This is a genomic window from Cedecea sp. AS113 (assembly GCF_037152415.1).
Taxonomy (GTDB): Bacteria; Pseudomonadota; Gammaproteobacteria; order Enterobacterales; family Enterobacteriaceae; genus Cedecea.
The window spans coordinates 110,146-130,971 of record NZ_JBBCMI010000009.1; the positions used below are offsets into that span (position 1 = coordinate 110,146).

A 20,826-nucleotide genomic window follows, 5' to 3' on the forward strand; every position below is an offset into this window, starting at 1 on the left:
GCTGGAGTAGCTTGTGAAGCAGACACAACGTCATGACGCGATTATTGAGCTGGTTAAGCAGCAGGGATACGTCAGTACCGAAGAGTTGGTGGAACAGTTTGCCGTCAGCCCGCAAACCATCCGCCGGGATTTAAACGACCTGGCCGATCAGAATATGATCCTGCGCCACCACGGCGGGGCGGCCCTGCCCTCCAGCTCGGTTAACACCCCGTGGCATGACCGAAAAGCAACGCAAACCGCAGAAAAAGAGCGTATTGCGCAGAAGGTTGCCAGCCAAATTCCTAACGGCGCCACGCTGTTTATCGACATCGGCACGACGCCGGAAGCCGTGGCGCATGCGCTGCTTAATCACAGCAATCTGCGCATTGTGACCAACAACCTCAACGTGGCAAACACGCTGATGGCTAAAGAAGATTTCCGTATCATTCTGGCCGGCGGAGAGCTGCGCAGTCGCGATGGCGGCATTATCGGCGAGGCCACGCTGGACTTCATTTCCCAGTTCCGTCTCGACTTCGGCATTCTCGGCATCAGCGGGATCGACAGCGACGGCTCGCTGCTTGAGTTCGACTACCACGAGGTTCGCACCAAGCGCGCGATTATCGAAAACTCTCGCAGCGTGCTGCTGGTCGTGGACCATTCGAAGTTTGGCCGTAATGCGATGGTGAATCTGGGCAGTATTAGCCTGGTGGATACCGTGTATACCGACGTGGTGCCGCCCGCAGGAGTGATGCAGGTGATTAAAGAGAATAACGTGCAGCTGGAGCTGTGCTGAGTTTTATCCTCGCCCCGGCCCTCTCCTAAAAGGGAGAGGGGGAAAAGAATTTGGTCCTTTTCTCCCATCTAAGTAGGGGATGAAGAAGCATCCTTGTTCTGATCCCCTCTCCCTCGTGGGGAGAGGGTTAGGGTTAGGGGAAAAGTTACAATCTCACCGGCTTAATATGCCAAATCTCGTCGGCATACTCTTGAATCGTCCTGTCTGACGAGAAATAGCCCATATTGGCAATATTGTGCATCGTGCGGATAGTCCACTCCTCCGGCTGCTGGTAAACCTCATCCACCTTGTCCTGACAGTCCACATAGCTGCGGTAATCCGCCAGCACCTGGTAGTGATCGCCAAAGTTAATCAGCGAGTCGACTAAGTCCCGATAGCGCCCCGGCTCCCCGGGGCTGAATGCCCCCGTCGCGATTTGCGTCAGCACCTGGCGCAGCTCTTCATCCTTCTCGTAATACTCCCGAGGGTTGTAGCCTTTACTGCGGAGTGTCTCCACCTCTTCTGCGGTGTTGCCGAAGATAAAGATGTTGTCCTTGCCGACGTGGTCGAGCATCTCCACGTTGGCGCCGTCCAGGGTCCCGATGGTCAACGCCCCGTTAAGCGCAAACTTCATGTTACTGGTCCCCGAAGCTTCGGTTCCCGCCAGCGAAATTTGCTCGGAGAGATCTGCCGCCGGAATAATCAACTGGGCGAGGCTGACGCTGTAGTTGGGGATAAACACCACCTTCAGCTTATCTTTAACCTGCAGGTCGTTGTTGATGACCTCCGCAACGTCGTTGATAAGATGAATAATATGCTTCGCCATGTAATAGGCCGATGCCGCTTTACCCGCGAAAATATTCACGCGTGGCACCCATTCCGCCTCAGGATCGGCCTTGATGCGGTTATAGCGGGCGATCACATGCAGGACGTTCATTAGCTGGCGCTTATATTCATGAATGCGCTTAATCTGCACGTCGAATAAGGCGTCCGGGCTCACCACGACATTCAGTTGCTGCCCAATGTACGTCGCCAGCCGTTTTTTATTCGCCAGCTTGGCCTTACGCACCGCCTGATGCACCGTCGGGTAGTCAATGTGCTGCTTCAGGTCGTTCAGTTGGCTTAAGTCCGTCCGCCAGGTCTGCCCGATATTCTCATCCAGCACTTCAGACAGCGCCGGGTTGGCAAGCGCCAGCCAGCGGCGCGGCGTGACGCCGTTCGTTTTGTTGCTAAAGCGCATCGGGAAGATACTGGCGAAGTCGGCAAACAGGGACTGCACCATCAGATTGGAGTGCAGCTCAGACACGCCGTTCACCTTATGGCTGACCACCACCGCGAGCCAGGCCATCCGCACTCGCCTGCCGTTGGATTCGTCGATGATCGATGCCCTGCCCAGCAGCCCCGTGTCGTTCGGGTACTGTTCCTGCAGGGTTTTCAGAAAGTAGTCGTTAATCTCAAAGATGATCTGCAGATGGCGCGGCAGGATCTTGCCGAGCATGTCCACCGGCCAGGTTTCCAGGGCCTCGCTCATCAGCGTGTGGTTGGTGTACGAGAAAACCTGGCAGGTCACTTCGAACGCTTCCTCCCATTCAAACTTATGCTCGTCAATCAGCAGCCGCATCAACTCCGGAATCGACAGCACCGGGTGAGTGTCATTCAGGTGAATCGCAATTTTATCCGCAAGGTTGGCGTAGGTTTTATGCAGCTGATAATGGCGGCTCAGAATGTCCTGCATGGTCGCCGAAACCAGGAAATACTCCTGGCGCAGGCGAAGCTCACGCCCGGAATAGGTCGAGTCATCGGGATAAAGCACGCGGGACACGTTTTCAGAGTGGTTTTTGTCTTCCACCGCCGCGAAATAATCACCCTGGTTAAACTTACCGAGGTTGATCTCGCTGCTCGCCTGAGCGTTCCACAGCCGCAGCGTGTTGGTCGCGTCGGTGTCGTAGCCCGGAATAATCTGGTCATAGGCAACCGCGAGGATCTCTTCGGTTTCGACCCAACGAGACTTTTTCCCTTCCTGCTGAATACGCCCGCCGAAACGCACCTTGTAGCGCGTATTGTGGCGTTTAAACTCCCAAGGGTTGCCGTACTCAAGCCAGTAGTCCGGCGACTCTTTCTGGCGGCCATCAACGATGTTCTGCTTGAACATCCCGTAGTCGTAACGAATGCCGTAGCCACGCCCAGGCAGCCCCAGGGTCGCCAGCGAATCGAGGAAACAGGCGGCGAGACGCCCCAAACCGCCGTTGCCCAGGCCGGGGTCGTTCTCCTCGTCAATCAACTCTTCGAGGTCGAGGCCCATCTCTTCGAGGGCATTTTTCACATCTTCATAGATGCCGAGGGAAAGCAGCGCGTTCGACAGCGTGCGTCCGATCAGAAACTCCATCGACAGGTAGTAAACCTGGCGAACTTCCTGGGAAAGCTGGGCGCGGTTGGAACGCAGCCAGCGCTCCACCAGCCTGTCGCGCACGGCAAACAGCGTCGCGTTAAGCCACTCGTGTTTATTGGCGATGGCAGGGTCTTTCCCCACCGTAAACATCAGCTTATAGGCAATCGAGTGTTTAAGCGCCTCGACGCTCAGCGTGGGTGATGCATAGGAAAAGGGTGCATTCATATCAGTGATTCCTGGTGTATGGGTAATTACATCAAGCGTTGATAAAGGTCGCGGTATGACTGCGCCGCTACCTGCCAGCTAAAATCCATATTCATTGCCTGCCGCTGCACAAAACGCCACAGCGACGGGCGGGACCACAGCACGAAAGCACGCCGGATCGCGCGAAGCAGCGACCAGGCATTACTGTCTTCAAACACAAAACCGGTCGCCACACCGTCAGCCAGATTCTCGAGAGAAGTATCAGACACGGTGTCAGCCAGGCCACCGGTTCGCCGCACCAGCGGCAAGGTGCCATATTTCAGACCGTAGAGCTGCGTTAAGCCGCAGGGCTCAAAGCGGCTCGGGACTAAAATCACGTCGGCACCGCCCATGATGCGGTGGGAAAATGCCTCGTGATAGCCAATCTGGACGCCGACCTGGCCGGGATGCTCGGCCGCCGCCGCCAGGAACCCTTCCTGCAGCACGGAATCCCCGGCCCCCAGCAGCGCCAGCTGCCCGCCCTGCTCCAGCAACCCCGGCAATGCCTCAAGCACCAGATCCAGCCCTTTTTGGTTGGTTAACCGACTGACCACCGCGAACAGCGGGACTTTGTCGTTCACCTTCAGCCCCATCGCTACCTGCAACTGGCGTTTGTTTTCCGCTTTCTCCTCCAGCGAATCGCGGTTATACCGCGAGGCCAGCAGCAGGTCGCTTTCCGGGTTCCAGATCTTGTCGTCCACGCCGTTTAAAATGCCCGACAGGCGCCCTTCACGCTGGCGCTGGCGCAGCAGCCCTTCCATGCCATAGGCAAAATGCGGGTCGGTAATCTCCCGAGCATAGGTTGGGCTGACGGCGGTAATATGGTCGGCATAGTAAAGCCCGGCCTTCAGGTACGAAATCTGGCCGTGGAATTCCAGCCCGTTCATGTCGTAGACCCACCACGGCAAATCAATTTCACTTAAGTGATGAGCATAGAACATTCCCTGATAGGCGAGGTTATGGACGGTAAATACCGACCTGGCTGGCCGCCCGCGAACCTCGAGATAGGCCGGCGTCAGCCCGGCGTGCCAGTCGTGGGCATGCACCACATCAGGATGCCAGAAAGGATCCAGGCCGCAGGCCATTTCCGCCCCAACCCAGCCAAGCAGCGCAAAGCGCAGTACGTTGTCCTGGTAAGCAAACTGGTTCGTGTCGTGGTATGGGCTGCCCGGGCGTTCATAAAGATGGGGGGCATCAATCAGATAAATACCTACGCCGTTGTAGTGGCCGTAGAGCAGACGCATTGGGCCTGCGAACGTCTGTCGGTGGGCAACCACCTGAATATCTTCGATTCCTCGCCGCACATCAGGAAAGGCGGGCAGCAGGACGCGCGTATCAACGCCGCCGGCAATTTGTGCCGCAGGCAAAGCGCCCAGCACATCCGCAAGGCCGCCCGTTTTCAGCAAAGGAAACATCTCGGAACAGACATGTAAGACCTGCATTATCGCTCCCATATGGAAAGTCGCGGCGCTGTGTCTTAATCATCAGGCAACGCCGAACGATAAAATAACCGCGCACGGCATCACCGTGCGCAGGCCAATCTTCTACGCGTTTCAGCCCTGCAGCTTCGCCAGCATCTCACGCGTGACCAGTACAATGCCCTCTTCAGAGCGATAAAAACGGCGCGCATCCTCTTCGGCATTTTCGCCAACCACCATGCCTTCAGGGATCACGCAGGCGCGGTCGATAATGCAGCGGCGTAATCGGCAGGAGCGCCCGACAATAACGTCCGGCAGCAGGACGGATGAATCGATGTTGCAGAACGAGTTGATACGCACGCGAGGAAACAGCACCGACTGCACAACGACTGAACCAGAAATAATGCAGCCGCCGGACACCAGCGAGTTCAGCGTCATGCCGTGACTGCCGGAGCGATCCTGAACGAATTTAGCGGGCGGCAGCGGCTCCATATGGGTGCGGATCGGCCAGGCCTGGTCATACATATCCAGTTCCGGCATCACCGAGGCCAGGTCAAGGTTGGCTTTCCAGTAGGCTTCCAGCGTGCCTACATCGCGCCAGTAAGGCTCGGCGTTAGGGTCGGACTGTACGCAGGAGAGCGGGAACGGGTGGGCGTAAGCTTCTCCCGCGCGAGTGATTTTCGGGATAATGTCTTTGCCAAAATCGTGGCTGGAGTTTTCATCCCGGTCATCTTCTTCCAGCAGCTTAAACAGGTAATCCGCATCAAAAACGTAAATGCCCATGCTGGCCAGAGACTTACTGCTGTCGTTGGGCATCGTCGGCGGGTTTTCCGGCTTCTCCACGAAATCGATAATTTTTTCGTCCGCGTCCACCGCCATAACGCCAAACGCTGATGCTTCATGCACCGGCACCGGCATGCAGGCCACGGTGCAGCGTGCGCCCTTTTCGACGTGATCGATCAGCATGCGCGAGTAGTCCTGCTTGTAGATGTGGTCCCCGGCCAGGATGACCACATATTCGGCGTCGTAACGTCGAATAATGTCGAGGTTCTGGGTCACGGCGTCCGCCGTGCCGCGATACCAGTTTTCACCGTGTACGCGCTGCTGGGCGGGCAGCAAATCCACAAACTCGTTCATCTCTTCGCTGAAAAAAGACCAGCCGCGCTGAATATGCTGCACCAGGGTGTGCGATTGATATTGAGTAATCACCCCAATGCGGCGAATGCCGGAGTTAATGCAGTTGGATAGCGCAAAATCAATAATGCGGAACTTGCCGCCAAAGTGAACAGCAGGCTTGGCGCGGGTCGACGTGAGATCCTTCAGTCGAGTCCCGCGGCCACCGGCCAGAATTAACGCAACGGATTTGATGGGCAGCTGGCGGGCCAACATCAGCGGATCGTTTTTCTCAAACCTAACCATGACGAACTCCTTTTTCATGACTTGTGGAACACGCAAACTCCGTGCGCGGGACCATGCCATACAACCATCACGACCGGGTTGTCCTCTCCGGCAAACGGAGGAACAGCGTGCCATTCCCCCTCAGGTAGAACGATGTCCGCAACTTCTTCGGTCGCGTTAATTGCGATAAGCCAGCGGTCGGACAGCTGGATTTGCAGGCGATGTACGCCGTTTTGCCACTCATCGACGTTCAGGGGTTGCGCGTCTTTATTCAGCCAACGGACGTTGCCATCACCCTCTTCCCACCAGCGGTTGGCGGTCAGCGCCGGGATCGCCTGTCGAAGCTGGAGGAGCGCCGCCGTAAAGGCCGTCAGGCCGTCATTGCCCTCAGCCCAGTCAAGCCAGGTCAGCACATTGTCCTGGCAGTAGGCATTGTTGTTGCCGTGCTGGCTGTGGCCGTGTTCATCCCCGGCAAGCAGCATCGGTGTGCCCTGCGAGAGCAGCAGCGTGGTGAGCAGGGCATGCACGCTGTCGCGCCGCCGTTCCTTGGTAATCAAGCTGGCTTCAAGCCCTTCAAACCCATAGTTGTTACTAAAATTGCTGTTGGTGCCGTCGCGGTTATCTTCGCCGTTGGCTTCGTTATGCTTCTGGTTAAAACTTACGCAATCCCGCAGCGTAAAACCATCATGGGCGGTGATTAAATTAATGCTGGTGGAAGGCAGCCTTTCGCCGTGGCGATAAACGTCGCTCGAGCCAGCAAAGCGGCAGGCGAAGCCGCCCAAAGAGAGATCCTGCTGGAGCCAGAAGCGGCGCATCCCGTCCCTGAAATGATCGTTCCATTCGGCAAACAGCGGAGGGAAATTACCGACCTGATAACCGCTCTGGCCGATGTCCCAGGGCTCCGCAATCAGCTTCACCTGCGACAGGTGAGGATCGTTTTTGATTGCCTCAAACAGCGGGGCGTCCTGCCGAAATTCGGGCGTGCGCCCCATTACCGAAGCCAAATCGAACCGGAAACCGTCCACGTGAAAACTGTCCACCCAGTAGCGCAGGCAGTCGATCATCAGGGCAACCACGCCCGGCGTGCTGAGATTCAGGGTGTTCCCGCAGCCGGTCCAGTTCTGGTAATCGCCATTGTCCATTAACCAATAATAGCTACGGTTGTCGATTCCGCTCAGCGACAGCGTTGGGCCGTCCTTGTCCAGCTCCGCGCTGTGGTTCAACACAATGTCGAGGATCACTTCTATACCGGCCTGATGCAGCGCTTTGATGGCGCCACGCAGCTCGTTGGCAGCGTTGTGGGGGTTCTGGTCTATCGCGTAGTAGCTTTCAACGGCATAAAAAGCGCGAGGGTTGTAACCCCAATAGTTACTCAGCCCAAGCTGGGAAATGCGTGGCTCGGTAACAAAATGCGCCACGGGCAGCAGCTCAAGCGCCGTGATGCCCAGGCGCTTGAAGTAGTCGATCATCACCGGATGCCCCAGCGCCGCATAAGTCCCACGCAGCTCTTCCGGGATGCCGGGGTGGAGCAACGTCAGCCCGCGAACATGAGCTTCATAGATAACCGTGTTGCCCCACGGCGTTCGGAGCGGCCGGTCGTCTTCCCAGTCAAATTTCTCTCTGACCACCACGCACTTCGCCATGTGCGGGGCGCTGTCTTCAAGGTTGGGCTCATCGTAGCCGCAGTGAAAATGCGGGTGATCTTCTGCCCCGCCGACGACCACGCGAGCACAGGGATCGAGCAGCAGCTTCGCCGGGTTGAAACGGTGGCCCTGTTCAGGTGCCCACGGGCCATGAACCCGGTAGCCGTACAGCTGCCCCGGCTTGCCATCCGGCAAATAGCCATGCCAGATATCCCCGGAGCGCGCAGGCATGTCGTAGCGGCGCTCGTGGCCATGCTCGTCGAACAAGCACAGCTCGACCTTTTCCGCATGCACGGAATAGAGCGTGAAGTTAACGCCTTTGCCGTCGAAATACGCCCCAAAGGGAGCCGAATTGCCTTGGGTAAGCTGCGTCATGCGTCCCCCTCGCGGATCAACCAGAGCGTGGACAGCGGCGGTAGCGTAATACACAGCGAATGGTCGCGACCGTGGCTCGGCACCGCCTCGCTACGCACCGTGCCGCTGTTACCGGCGTTGCTGCCGTGATAGTGCATGGAGTCGGTATTCAGCTCTTCGCGCCAGCGCCCTCGCTGGTTGATGCCGAAGCGATAGTGGTAACGCGGCACCGGCGTAAAGTTGCTGGCGACAATCACTTCATTGCCCTCGGCATCACGCCGCACGAAAATAAAGACTGAATTGGCCTTATCTTCCACCACCAGCCATTCAAAGCCGTAGCCGTCAAAATCCAGCTGATGCAAGGCCGCATGACGCCGATAGGTATGATTCAGGTCGCGTACGAGGCGCTGCACGCCATGGTGCCAGTTGTCACCGCCCTGCAGCAGGTGCCAGTCGAGGCTGCTGTCGTGGTTCCACTCTCGCCCCTGGGCAAATTCGTTGCCCATAAACAGCAGCTTTTTGCCTGGAAATGCCCACATCCAGCCGTAGTAGGCGCGAAGATTGGCAAACTTCTGCCAGGCATCCCCCGGCATACGATCAAGAATGGATTTTTTGCCGTGCACGACTTCATCGTGAGACAGCGGCAGCACAAAGTTTTCGGTGCCGTTATACAGCATGCCGAAGGTCATTTTGTCGTGATGGTACTGGCGGTAAACCGGGTCAAGCTTCATGTAATCGAGCGTGTCGTGCATCCAGCCCAGGTTCCACTTAAACCAGAACCCCAGGCCGCCCATACCTGGTGGGCGAGAGACACCGGCAAAATCGGTGGACTCTTCTGCCATAGTCACCGCCCCCGGGGTTTGCTCGCCGATGATGCGGTTAGTGCTACGCAAAAACGCAATCGCTTCCAGGTTCTCACGCCCGCCGTGCTCATTCGGCACCCATTGGCCGCTTTCCCGGCTATAGTCGCGATAAATCATCGACGCCACGGCATCCACACGCAGGCCGTCAATGCCAAACCGCTCAATCCAGTAGAGCGCGTTGCCCACCAGATAGTTGCTGACTTCCCGGCGGCCATAGTTGTAAATCAGCGTGTTCCAGTCCTGGTGGTAGCCCTCTTGCGGATTGCCGTGCTCATACAGCGCGGTGCCGTCGAACTTCGCCAGCCCGGCGTCATCCGTCGGGAAATGGCCCGGTACCCAGTCCAGCAGAACATTAAGCCCGGCTTCGTGGGCCGTTCTGATGAAATAGAGGAAGTCGTCACGAGTACCGAAACGACGCGTCGGCGCGTAAAGCCCCTGCGGCTGATAGCCCCAGCTGCCGTCAAACGGATGCTCGTTCACCGGCAGCAGTTCAAGATGGGTAAAGCCCATCTCTTTGACATAGGGAATGAGCTGATCCGCCAGTTCGCGGTAGCTGAGCCAGAAATTATTGTCGGTGTGGCGACGCCAGGAGCCGAGATGCACCTCATAGATGGAGATGGGTTGATCAAAACCGTTAGCTTTCTGCCGCTCGGGGCTGAGCGTGGTTTTCTCCGGCAGGCCGCAAATCAGCGAGGCCGTTTCCGGACGCATTTGCGCTTCAAAAGCATAAGGATCGGCTTTAATACGCAGCCGCCCTTCGGCGTCCAGCAATTCAAATTTATAAAGCTGGCCGTTGTGCGCCCCGGGGATAAACAGCTCCCAAATGCCGCTTTCGCGCCGCAGCCGCATCGGATGGCGGCGGCCATCCCAATAGTTAAACTGCCCCACCACGGAAACGCGACGGGCGTTGGGGGCCCACAGCAAGAAACGCGTTCCGGTCACGCCGTCCATGGTATCTGCATGCGCACCCAGCGTTTCATAAGGGCGTAAATGCGTGCCTTCTGAGAGGAGCCAGCTATCCAGCTCCTGAGTCAAAGGACCAAAACGGTAGGGATCGTCGATCAGGTTTTCCTGGCCGTGCCAGACAACGGCAAGCTGGTAGCGAAAAACATTTTTACGGCGAGGGATCAGCCCGCAGAAGAAGCCGCGGGAATCGAGGCAGTCGAGCTGGGCGACTTTACGCCCTGTTTTAGGCTCAATAACCCACACTTCGGTGGCGTCAGGCAGGAGTGCCCGAACTTCAAGCCCGGCGTCGGTTTGGTGCATTCCCAGCAGGGAAAACGGATCGGCAAAATGACCCGCAATTAGCGCATTAATCACGTCTCTTTCCGGCAGAACAGACATGGCATTTTCCTTTTTTATGTGTCACCGATGACCCGCCCTACGCCTGCGTGCGGATACGACACTTATCATTGACCCCGACGAACGGCGCGCAACTCCTGTAAGCCAGTTCGCCCAATACTCGCCAAAACGCTTGCGCGTGCTGACTTAAGCATAGCCAACGCTTTATTAACTCCTCGTGAAATTAATTAATGAATTCCGTTGTACCTTAAATTACGGGCAAAAAAAGAGGGGCCACAAAGCCCCTCAGGTAAATAAGTGTAATTATGCGAGTGACCGCAGCATTCTGCGCAGCGGTTCGGCGGCGCCCCACAGCAGCTGGTCGCCGACGGTGAAGGCGGAAAGGTACTCCGGCCCCATGTTCAGCTTGCGCAGACGGCCAACCGGCGTCGACAGCGTGCCGGTTACCGCTGCAGGCGTCAGTTCACGCATGGTGATATCGCGGTCGTTTGGCACCACTTTCGCCCACGGGTTGTGCGCGGCCAGCAGCTCTTCCACGGTAGGAATAGACACGTCTTTTTTCAGCTTGATGGTGAACGCCTGGCTGTGGCAGCGCAGCGCGCCAACGCGCACGCACAGACCGTCAACCGGGATAACAGCAGAGGTCGCAAGAATTTTGTTGGTCTCGGCCTGGCCTTTCCACTCTTCACGGCTCTGGCCGTTGTCGAGCTGCTTGTCGATCCACGGGATCAGGCTCCCGGCCAGCGGCACGCCGAAGTTATCCACCGGCAGTTTGCCGCTGCGGCCAAGTTCGGTGACCTTACGTTCGATATCAAGAATAGCGGAAGCCGGATTTGCCAGTTCGGTAGAGACTTCGCCGTACAGCTGGCCCATTTGGTTCAGTAGCTCGCGCATATGACGCGCGCCGCCGCCGGATGCCGCCTGGTAAGTCGCCACGGAAACCCAGTCAACCAGATCGTTGGCAAACAGGCCGCCGAGGGACATCAGCATCAGGCTGACGGTGCAGTTACCGCCGACGAAGGTTTTCACGCCTTTGTTCAGGCCTTCCTGAATAACGTGCTGGTTTACCGGGTCGAGGATAATAATCGCGTCATCTTTCATGCGTAGAGAAGAAGCTGCGTCGATCCAGTAACCCTGCCAGCCGCTTTCACGGAGCTTTGGATAGATTTCGTTGGTATAATCGCCGCCCTGGCAGGTCACGATGATATCCAGCGCCTTCAGCGCTTCCAGATCAAATGCGTCCTGCAGTGTACCGCCGGTGGTGCCGGCAAACGTAGGGGCTGCCTGCCCAAGCTGGGAAGTGGAGAAGAAAACCGGACGAATGGCGTCAAAATCGCGCTCTTCCACCATGCGTTGCATGAGTACAGAGCCGACCATACCGCGCCAGCCAATAAAACCAACATTTTTCATAGCGACTTAATCCTGCAGAGATGATTGCGTGTGTAAGCGCTGGCCGTGGGCCAGAACATCACTCCACCTTACAAAATGCAGCCAAAGTCGCAAGTGAAATTAATCAATGATATCCACCGAGTCAGAAACAAAGCTTATTACCAGAAACAACTTGCCAGATTTTGGGGAAAACAGATGACTGAAATCATATCCGCCGCGGTACTCCTGATCCTGATTATGGACCCGCTGGGTAACCTGCCGATCTTTATGTCGGTCCTAAAACACACGGAGCCAAAGCGCCGCCGGGCCATTATGATCCGCGAACTGCTTATTGCTCTGCTGCTGATGCTTATCTTCCTGTTTGCCGGAGAAAAAATTCTTGGCTTCCTGAATTTACGCGCTGAAACCGTGTCGATTTCAGGCGGCATCATTCTGTTCCTGATTGCCATTAAGATGATTTTCCCAGGCCAGGAAGGCAGTTCATCCGGCCTGCCTGCGGGTGAAGAACCGTTTATCGTACCGCTGGCGATTCCGCTGGTTGCTGGCCCTTCTTTGCTGGCGACGCTGATGCTGCTTTCGCACCAGTATCCAAATCAGATGGGGCATTTAGTGGCCGCCCTGATGCTGGCCTGGGGCGGTACCGTGGCAATTCTGCTGCAGTCTTCCCTGTTCCTGCGCCTGTTGGGTGAGAAAGGGGTTAACGCCCTGGAGCGCCTGATGGGGCTGGTGCTGGTGATGATTTCCACCCAGATGTTCCTGGACGGCATCCGCGCCTGGATGCGTGGGTAGGACATCCCTCCCTCTGGGAGAAAGCCTGTTCAGGAGTAATAAAAAAGGCAGCCTCCGAAGAGCGCTGCCTTTTTTCTGGTCAGGATACTTTAACTCAGCAGGCTGAACGCAATCATCCCGACAATCGCCCCGGTGGTGCCGAGAATGGTTTCCATCATCGTCCAGGTTTTCAGCGTCTGCGCTTCGGTTGCGCCGGTAAACTTACCGAACAGCCAGAAGCCCGCGTCGTTCACGTGGCTCACCACAATAGAACCGCCGGCGATACAAATCGACAGAGCCGCCATTTGAGCGCCGTTATAATTCAGCTGCTCGATAACCGGCATCACCAGGCCAACCGCCGTCAGACAGGCCACGGTAGCGGAACCCTGAATGATACGCACCGCCGCCGCCAGCACGAAGCAGGTAATCGCGATAGGCAGGCCCATTCCGGTCAGCGCTTCGCCCAGTGCCGGGCCCACGCCGGAGTCAACCAGCACCTGTTTGAACACGCCACCGGCACCGATAACCAGCAGGATAATGCCCGCCGGCTGCAGCGCCTGGCCGCAAATCGCCATCACTTTTTCTTTATCCATGCCCTGACGATACGCCAGGCCATAAATAGCCACCAGGCAGGCGACCAGAATCGCAGTAAACGGATGGCCGATGAATTCGAGCCATTCGTACAGCGAAGAACCCGGCGCGGTAAAGCGAGCAGCGATAGTTTTCAGGCCAACCAGCACCAGCGGCAGCAGGATCAGCGACAGGCTGAAACCGAAGGACGGCAGCTTGCCTTCACCCAGATGCGGCTCGGAAATGTCTTCCGGAATTTCCAGCGAAACAAATTTGCTGATGAAGTTCCCGAACAGCGGCCCGGCAATAATCATGCCCGGGATCGCGGCGCACAGGCCAATCAGGATCATCCAGCCAAAGTCAGCGTGCATCTGGGAGGCCAGCAGCATTGGTGCAGGCCCCGGCAGCAGGAACGCCGCAGCGGCAGCGACGCCAGCAAACAAAGGAATCACCAGTTTCACCAGGTTCGTCCCGGTGTGGCGCGCCATTGAAAATGCCACGCTAATCAGCAGCACGATAGCCACTTCAAAGAACAGCGGCAGCGCGCAAATCAGGCCGGCCAGGCCAATCGCATAGTGCGCACGGCTGTGGCCGAAGGATTTCAGCATTTTGACGGCAATCTGATCCACCGCGCCGGTTTCATGCAGGATTTTACCGAACATGGCACCCAGGGCGACCACAATCGCCAGGAAGCCCAGCGTCCCGCCCATGCCTTTCTGCATGGTGTCGGCAATTTTGTCGAGCGGCATGCCGGAGAAAAGCCCGGCACCAATAGAAACCACCATCAAAGCCACGAAGGCGTGCATACGCGCCTTCATCACTAAAAACAGCAGGAGCAGCACGGAGCCGACCGCGGTTAAAACAAGCGTTAATGTACTCACTCTGCGCTGCCTTGGTTGATCAATGCGAGGGTGCTGGCGACGACGCCGTCCAGCGGCTGGTCGATATCGACGATCAGCACGTCTTTTTCATCCGCCTGCGGTTCTTGCAGGGTTTCGAATTGGGTCACCAGCATCTGGGTTTTAAAGAAGTGGCCTTTCCGCGCCTTCAGACGGTTTTCGATCACTTCAAAATCACCTTTCATATAGATGAAGGAGAGGTTCGGGTTACCGTCACGCAGCAGGTCGCGATAGTGCTTTTTCAGCGCCGAGCAGACGATCAGCGAAACCTTGTTGGTGCGCTGCATCGCAAACGCGGCATCGTTCAACGCTTTCAGCCACGGGGTACGGTCGTCGTCGTTCAGCGGCTCGCCGGAGGCCATTTTCAGGATGTTGCTGCGGGGGTGCAGGAAGTCGCCGTCAAGAAACGCGGCGTTCAGCTGATGGGCAACTTCGCTGGCAACGGCGGATTTACCGCTGCCGGAGACGCCCATCAGGACGTAAATGTGGTGGTCGTGGTTAGTAGTGCTCATGATGGCTCCGACTCTGACACAAAGCAATGCGCCTGATTTTGTTACGGGTAACAGTTACCGATAACATTTTCCAGTCTGGCTGAGCAATAAGCAATAACCATTAGCTTGCAAAGTGTATAAGTGTGAGCTACATCAAATAAAAAAATTTGGCCTAGATCGAGCCACCAGGCGACAACGTAAAACCTAAATCCAGCATTTTCGGGGTAATGATTTCACCGCGAATACGCGCCAGCAAACGCTCTGCGCCGATACGCCCCATGCGCTCTCGCGGGGTCAGCACGCTCGCCAGACGCGGCTCCATCACCTGCCCAATATCGTGGCCGTGGAAGCCGGCAATCGCCATATCTTCCGGGATACGCAGCCCCTGGCGCTGGCATTCAAAGGCCGCACCAATCGCTAAGTCATCGTTGGTGCAGAAGATGCTGTCGAGCTGCGGATATTCGCGTTTTGCCTGGCGCAGCAGTTCAATGCCGGTGGAATAAGACGAGGAGTTTTCAATCATCACGCTGTACGGCGTCAGCCCGGCGTCGAGCATCGCCTGCTCGTAGCCTTTTTGCTTGATGAGGGTACGTTCATCGAGGCGCGCCCCCAGGTAAGCCACGTGTTTATGACCACGGGCAATAATGCTGGCCGTCATTTGACGAGCCGCCTCGAAGTTATCAAAACCTACGGCGATATCCAGGCAAGGAGAAACGCTGTCCATCAGCTCCACCACCGGAATACCGGCAACTTCAATCATTTTCAGCGTTCTGGGCGTGTGGTTGCGCTCGGTCAGGATCAGGCCGTCGATATTCCAGGACAGCATGGATTCCAGACGCTCCTGCTCCAGTTCCGGCTTATAGCCGTAGTGAGCCAGCATGGTCTGGTAACCGTGGGCATCAATGACGTTTTCAATGCCGCGCAGCACTTCGGCGAACACCTGGTTGGTCAGGGAAGGCAGCAGGACGCCAATGGCCCGGCTGGTTGAATTAGAAAGGATATCCGGCGCACGGTTCGGGATATAGCCCAGTTCATCTAACGCGGCGGCAATTTTAACCTGCAGCGCGGCAGACACCTGATCCGGGTTGCGTAAGAAACGGCTGACCGTCATTTTGGTCACCCCAACGCGATCTGCAACATCCTGTAGTACCGGTCTTTTCTTTTTCATTGTCCTGCGCGACTTGTGAGTTTCGACAGCCGAGTTTAGCACGGACAAAAGAAAACCCGCCCCTTTTTCAGGGGCAGGCTGTGACGGGTAACGTTATACCGGTGGCAGGTCGAACAGCAGGATCTCGCTCGCTTCGTTGGCGTGAACGGAAATCGCCTGTTCATCCCAGACCGCGATCGCGTCGCTGGTTTTTGCCTGCGTACCGTTAATGGACACATCGCCTTTTACGACCTGGATCCAGACGCGGCGGTCGGCCGGAATTTGATAAACCGACTGTTCGTCTTTGGCCAGCGCCCAGCGGGACAGTTCCATATCCTGGTAAACCTTCAGCGAACCGTCGCGTGCATCCGGGGAAAGCACCAGCTGGCGCCCCTGAGGCGCATCAAAACGGCGCTGATCGTAGCGCGGCGTAATCCCGGTTTTTTCTGGAATGATCCAAATCTGGTACAGGCGCAACGGTTCGGTCTGGCTGGCGTTGTACTCAGAGTGACGGATCCCGGTCCCGGCGCTCATGATCTGGAACTCACCCGCAGGCACGCGTTCTTTGTTGCCCATGCTGTCCTGGTGCTCAACCGCGCCTTCCAGCACATAGGTCAGGATTTCCATGTCTTTGTGCGGATGGGTCCCAAAACCCTGCCCCGCATCGATCACGTCTTCGTTAATGACCCGCAGCGCCGAGAAGCCCATAAAGTTGGCGTCATAATAGTCGGCAAAAGAGAAGGTATGCCAGCTGTCCAGCCAGCCGTGGTTCGCATGGCCGCGGTCCTGTGCTTTTCTTAAGTAGATCATGGTATGTCCTCCGCAATTCGTTTGATGGGATAAGTGTGGACCCATTTCGCGGAGGATCATAGAGGGTGAAAATTGACTCCTCTGTTCAAAAAAAGTGAACGAGTTGGAGGAGTCAAAAAGTTATCAGGCAAGGCTTACTGTCGCAGGAGAAGGCTGTTCAAAACCGCGCTCGAGGATTTCCAGGTTGGTGAGAACTTCAATTTCTCTGACGTAATTAGGCTTGCCGCCGATCAGCGTGTCGTACAGCGCATCATAGACGCGGCCATAGTCGCCCACTTCCGGTTTCCACTCCTCGCGCACCGTTTCCCCGGCTTCGTTAACATACTCCAGCGTCGCTACGCTGCTGTCGGCCCCGAACCCTGGCTCACCCGGCATGATGTACGCTTTGAGGCTGGTTTCCTGCTGATCGATGCCGTACTTCACGAACGAGCCTTTGGTACCGTGCACGATAAATTTCGGGTAATCGATTTTCACCAGATGGCTGGTTTTCACGATCGCTTTCAGGTCGCCGTAGAACAGCTGGGCTTCAAAGGTATCGTCCGGATTAGCTTTGTTTCGCAGGCTGCGGATGTCATAGGCGACGTGGTCCGGGCGACCAAACAGGGAGATGATTTGGTCCATGGTGTGCACGCCCAGGCCGTAGAAAGCGCCGTCCGCCGGTTTACCAGGATTCGCAGGCGCATCCGGGCGATACATATCGAAGTGGCTTTCAATTTCCACAATCTTGCCGAGCTTGCCGCTCTCGATGGCTTTTTTCATCGTCAGGAAGCAGGCGTCAAAGCGACGGTTCTGGTAAGGCGTCACGACCAGGCCCTTCTCTTTTGCCAGCGCAAACAGCTCGCGCGCTTCGTCAAGCGTCGGGGTGAAAGGTTTTTCCACGAGCACGTTTTTACCCGCTTCGAGCGCTTTTTTCGCGTACTCAAAATGGCTGTCAACGTGGGTGCAAATCACCACCAGTTTGACTAACGGGTCATTGAGAATGTCATCGAGCTGGCTGGTGAAGTGAATTCCCGCGTACTGCGGCTGTTGTTCCAGTTCCGGCTTTTCGCTGCGGCGGAAGATATGGGCCACGTTGAGTTTGTCTTTACGAACCAGAACGAACGGCAGGTGATAGCGGGTGGTACTTTTACCAAAGCCGATGAAGGCACAGTGCAGAGTCATTTCATTGTCCTTTTTGATTTGAGCTGCCTGTACCTTACTGCATTTTTCACCCACGTTTTATTAAAACCGGACAAAGGTTTGCCCAAAGGAGTTGGCGCTGTAGCAAGGCGGCAAGGGAAGGCATCCCGATGAGCTTACTTCGGTAAGTGATTCGGGCAACTGAGCGCAGCCAACGCGGCTACGGGTTCAAATAAGAAAGGCAAAAAAAAAGCCAGCACCCGGCTGGCTAAAGTAATACTGGAAGCAATGTGAGCAATGTCGTGCTTTCAGGATGTCTCCGTAGGGGTCTCCCCTGAACGCATGGCAATAATAATCATTATCATTCGCACTTGTAAAGCGTTTTTTGAAAAAAATAGCGTTGACTTATTGTTCAAAGTCAATGATGTTTAAAAGGTTTTCTATAACTCATTGAGGAGAAAAGGATGAAATCAGTTGTTGTGCGTCACGCCGAACCTGGCGATGCGGAAGCTTTACAGAAAATGTATGCCCATCCGGCGCTTTACCGCGACACGCTGCAGCTACCTCATCCTCCTCTAAAAGCCTGGCTGGACCGAATTACCGACCCCAGACCGGGGAGCCGACATCTGGTGGCATGCATCGACGATGAGATTGTGGGGCAGCTAACGGTCACGGTGGAACAGTCCCCACGCCGCAGCCACGTCGCCACTTTCGGCATGGGCGTGCATTACGATCATCAGGGGAAAGGCATCGCTTCGGCTTTGCTTAAGGAAATGGTTGGCCTGTGCGATAAGTGGCTGCGCATCGAGCGCATCGAGCTGACGGTGTATACCGATAACGCGGCTGCGCTGGCGGTGTACCGCAAGTTTGGCTTCGAGGTGGAAGGCACCGGAAAGCGCTTTGCGCTGCGCGACGGCGAGTATGTGGATGCCTATTTTATGGCGCGTTTTAAGCCGGAGTGATTTTTACCCTCACCCCGACCCTCTCCCTAAAAGGGAGAGGGGGAAAACAAGCGTGTTTCTTGCCGCCCTCTCTGTGCGGGGGGCAATCAATACCCCGCGGTTAAATCATCCACCGAACGTGGATCAGACGCGCCATACAGCTTGCCGTCCGGCGCAATCATAATACTTTGCGTGCTGCCCATCGCAGCCTTCACCTGGACGTTTTGCCCCTTCTCTTTCAGCAACCTCAGCGTATCCGGGCTAAAGCCCTTCTCCACCCGCAGTTCGTCCGGCAGCCACTGGTGATGGAAGCGCGGCGCGTTGGTCGCTTCTGCCACGTTCATGCCAAAATCGATGCTGTTGACCACCATTTGCAGCACGGTGGTGATAATTCGGCTCCCGCCTGGGCTGCCCGTGACCAGCCAGGTTTTCCCGTCCTTCACCACGATGGTTGGCGACATAGAAGATAGCGGGCGCTTGTGCGGCCCCACGGCGTTGGCTTCCCCACCGACCAGACCGTACACGTTCGGCACGCCCGGTTTAGCGGAGAAATCATCCATCTGGTTGTTCATCAGAATGCCGGTATTCCCGGCCACGATCCCGGTGCCGAAGGTAGTATTCAGCGTATAAGTCACCGCCACGGCGTTACCGTCTTTATCCACCACGGAGAAATGTGTGGTCTGGTTACTTTCATACGGGGCCAGGTTACCCGGCTTGATTTCGCTCGACGGGCGAGCCTTGTTGATATCAATTTTCTCCGCCAGCGATTTCGCATAAGCCTTGCTGGTCAGCGCCTGCCACGGCACCTTCACAAAGTCCGGATCGCCGAGGTATTCAGAGCGGTCGGCGTAGGCGTATTTTTCCGCCTCGGCCATGATTTGCAGGGCGTCCGCGCTGCCAAAGCCGTATTTCGCCAGATCGAAGTTTTCGAGAATATTGAGGATCTGCACGATGTGGATCCCGCCGGAAGACGGCGGCGGCATGGAATAGACTTCGTAGCCACGGTATTCCCCGCTGACGGGCTGACGCTCAATGGCTTTGTAATTGGCCAAATCCGCCTTGCTTATCAGCCCGCCGTTCTTCGCCATCTCTTCGCTAATCTGGTCGGCAATCACCCCCTTGTAGAAGGCATCTGGCCCCTGCTCGGCAATCATCTCCAGGCTTTTCGCCAGGTTGGCCTGCACCAGCCTGTCACCTTTCTGCAGCGGCTCTCCGTCCGCTTTCCAGAAGATAGCCTTGCTGTTGGCGTGATTCGGGATCACTTCCGCCCCGTACTGTTTCAGGTCGTCCGCCAGCGCATCGTTCACAATGATGCCGTCTCGTGCCAGTTTGATAGCCGGTTGCACGACTGTATTCAGCGGCATGGTGCCGTACTTTTCCAGCGCCAGGCTAAAGCCTGCCACTGTACCCGGGGTGCCGGAAGCCAGGTGCGAGGTCAGCGACTTCTTGCTGTCCGCATTGCCTTTATCATCGAGGAACATATCCCGGCTGGCTTTTTCCGGCGCCATTTCCCGGAAGTCTATCGCGGTTGTTTTGCCGTCTTTGGTGCGCAGCATCATAAAACCACCGCCGCCGATATTGCCCGCCTGCGGGTGCGTGACCGCAAGGGCATAACCCACGGCGACCGCGGCATCTACCGCATTACCGCCCTGCTTTAAAATATCGACGCCCACCTGAGTCGCCGCTGCGTCCACCGAAGCCACCATACCGTGCTCCGCGCGCACCGGATGGTAAACGTCCATTTCCACGCCATAAGAGACCGGCGGAGGAGCGGCTATAACCGTCAAACACAGCCCGATTGTCAGGGCTGGAATCGCTACCCAGCGTAAAATTTTCCACTGCTTTATCATCGTTATATCCTCATTTACCCGGGGAAAGTCCCCGCTTAAGCCTGGTTCACAAATCCGAAATAATCACCGTGATAAAGGAAACGGAGTAAACTTAAGCAACCCCTGATGGGAGGAGATAACGATGAAAAAGGTATGGCTTCTGGCAGCCTTGCTGCCGCTAACCGCGCTCGCACAGCCGCTCAACACGACCAACAACCCTAACCTGCCGGTCTATCAGAACCCGAGCCAGCAGCGGATGCTGACGCAGATGCAAACGCAGCAGTCTCAGCAGCAGGGGATGTTAAAGCAGCAGATACAATCGCAAAATCAGCTTCAACAACAGCAGCTTCAGACGCAGTTGAACAATAATCAGCAGCGTGTCCTGCAGTCGCAGCCGGGCATGAACCCGCTGCCGAACACCAACGGTGGGATGCTAAGAGGAAATAACGGCGGCATGTTGAAGCCAAACAGTTCAACGCTGCCGCCGCCAGTCACGCCGTAA

At 56.5% G+C, this 20,826-nt stretch carries 16 protein-coding genes; 4 read left to right on the forward strand and 12 right to left on the reverse strand.

All coding sequences use genetic code 11. From position 1 onward, the window contains the following. Nucleotides 1-13: 13 nt before the first annotated feature. Nucleotides 14-772 carry a DeoR/GlpR family transcriptional regulator gene (locus WFN87_RS12990; RefSeq protein WP_008457897.1) on the forward strand — a complete coding sequence of 253 codons (759 nt, stop codon included), beginning with the start codon at nt 14-16 and terminating at the stop codon, nt 770-772. 145 nt (nt 773-917) lie between these two features. On the opposite strand, the gene glgP is transcribed toward WFN87_RS12990, so the two are convergent. The 6 genes from glgP to asd form a co-directional block, all read right to left on the reverse strand. Continuing rightward, nucleotides 918-3,365, reverse strand: coding sequence for a glycogen phosphorylase (gene glgP, locus WFN87_RS12995; protein ID WP_008457899.1), 2,448 nt, complete (start codon nt 3,363-3,365; stop codon nt 918-920). 26 nt (nt 3,366-3,391) lie between these two features. Beyond that, the gene (glgA, locus tag WFN87_RS13000) at nt 3,392-4,825 is read right to left on the reverse strand and encodes a glycogen synthase GlgA (RefSeq protein ID WP_008457900.1); all 1,434 of its coding nucleotides are present in this window, start codon (nt 4,823-4,825) and stop codon (nt 3,392-3,394) included. Nucleotides 4,826-4,936: 111 nt separating this feature from the next. Next, nucleotides 4,937-6,220, reverse strand: coding sequence for a glucose-1-phosphate adenylyltransferase (gene glgC, locus WFN87_RS13005; RefSeq protein ID WP_008457902.1), 1,284 nt, complete (start codon nt 6,218-6,220; stop codon nt 4,937-4,939). Nucleotides 6,221-6,234: 14 nt separating this feature from the next. After that, nucleotides 6,235-8,217, reverse strand: a complete 1,983-nt coding sequence (gene glgX / locus WFN87_RS13010) for a glycogen debranching protein GlgX (RefSeq protein WP_336983104.1) — start codon at nt 8,215-8,217, stop codon at nt 6,235-6,237. Beyond that, nucleotides 8,214-10,403 (reverse strand): 1,4-alpha-glucan branching enzyme, encoded by a 2,190-nt coding sequence (gene glgB / locus WFN87_RS13015; RefSeq protein WP_336983103.1) that lies wholly within the window; start codon nt 10,401-10,403, stop codon nt 8,214-8,216. The genes glgX and glgB overlap by 4 nt, the downstream gene beginning before the upstream one ends. Nucleotides 10,404-10,664: 261 nt before the next feature. Further along, a complete protein-coding gene (gene asd / locus WFN87_RS13020) occupies nt 10,665-11,771 on the reverse strand; it encodes an aspartate-semialdehyde dehydrogenase (protein WP_166867984.1) in 1,107 nt (368 codons plus the stop codon). 174 nt (nt 11,772-11,945) lie between these two features. Between asd and WFN87_RS13025 the strand changes: the two genes are divergently transcribed. Further along, nucleotides 11,946-12,539 (forward strand): YhgN family NAAT transporter, encoded by a 594-nt coding sequence (locus WFN87_RS13025; RefSeq protein WP_008457909.1) that lies wholly within the window; start codon nt 11,946-11,948, stop codon nt 12,537-12,539. Between the two features lie 89 nt (nt 12,540-12,628). On the opposite strand, the gene gntU is transcribed toward WFN87_RS13025, so the two are convergent. The 5 genes from gntU to WFN87_RS13050 form a co-directional block, all read right to left on the reverse strand. Then, on the reverse strand, nt 12,629-13,969 hold the full coding sequence (gene gntU, locus WFN87_RS13030) for a gluconate transporter (protein ID WP_008457911.1): 1,341 nt from the start codon (nt 13,967-13,969) through the stop codon (nt 12,629-12,631). Further along, entirely contained in the window at nt 13,966-14,499 is a 534-nt protein-coding gene (gene gntK, locus WFN87_RS13035; protein WP_008457913.1) for a gluconokinase, read from the reverse strand. The genes gntU and gntK overlap by 4 nt, the downstream gene beginning before the upstream one ends. Before the next feature lie 151 nt (nt 14,500-14,650). Next, nucleotides 14,651-15,646, reverse strand: a complete 996-nt coding sequence (gene gntR / locus WFN87_RS13040) for a gluconate operon transcriptional repressor GntR (protein WP_008457915.1) — start codon at nt 15,644-15,646, stop codon at nt 14,651-14,653. A 93-nt stretch (nt 15,647-15,739) separates the two neighbouring features. Further along, nucleotides 15,740-16,435 carry a pirin family protein gene (locus tag WFN87_RS13045; protein WP_166867980.1) on the reverse strand — a complete coding sequence of 232 codons (696 nt, stop codon included), beginning with the start codon at nt 16,433-16,435 and terminating at the stop codon, nt 15,740-15,742. Between the two features lie 123 nt (nt 16,436-16,558). Further along, nucleotides 16,559-17,596 (reverse strand): oxidoreductase, encoded by a 1,038-nt coding sequence (locus tag WFN87_RS13050; protein WP_336983102.1) that lies wholly within the window; start codon nt 17,594-17,596, stop codon nt 16,559-16,561. A 422-nt stretch (nt 17,597-18,018) separates the two neighbouring features. Between WFN87_RS13050 and WFN87_RS13055 the strand changes: the two genes are divergently transcribed. Next, the gene (locus tag WFN87_RS13055; protein ID WP_008457923.1) at nt 18,019-18,516 is read left to right on the forward strand and encodes a GNAT family N-acetyltransferase; all 498 of its coding nucleotides are present in this window, start codon (nt 18,019-18,021) and stop codon (nt 18,514-18,516) included. Nucleotides 18,517-18,602: 86 nt separating this feature from the next. On the opposite strand, the gene ggt is transcribed toward WFN87_RS13055, so the two are convergent. Beyond that, nucleotides 18,603-20,345 carry a gamma-glutamyltransferase gene (ggt, locus tag WFN87_RS13060; protein WP_336983101.1) on the reverse strand — a complete coding sequence of 581 codons (1,743 nt, stop codon included), beginning with the start codon at nt 20,343-20,345 and terminating at the stop codon, nt 18,603-18,605. Nucleotides 20,346-20,466: 121 nt separating this feature from the next. Here ggt and WFN87_RS13065 point away from each other — a divergent pair, with 121 nt between their 5' ends. Continuing rightward, nucleotides 20,467-20,826: a DUF2756 family protein gene (locus tag WFN87_RS13065; RefSeq protein WP_008457926.1), complete on the forward strand. Its 360-nt coding sequence runs from the start codon at nt 20,467-20,469 to the stop codon at nt 20,824-20,826.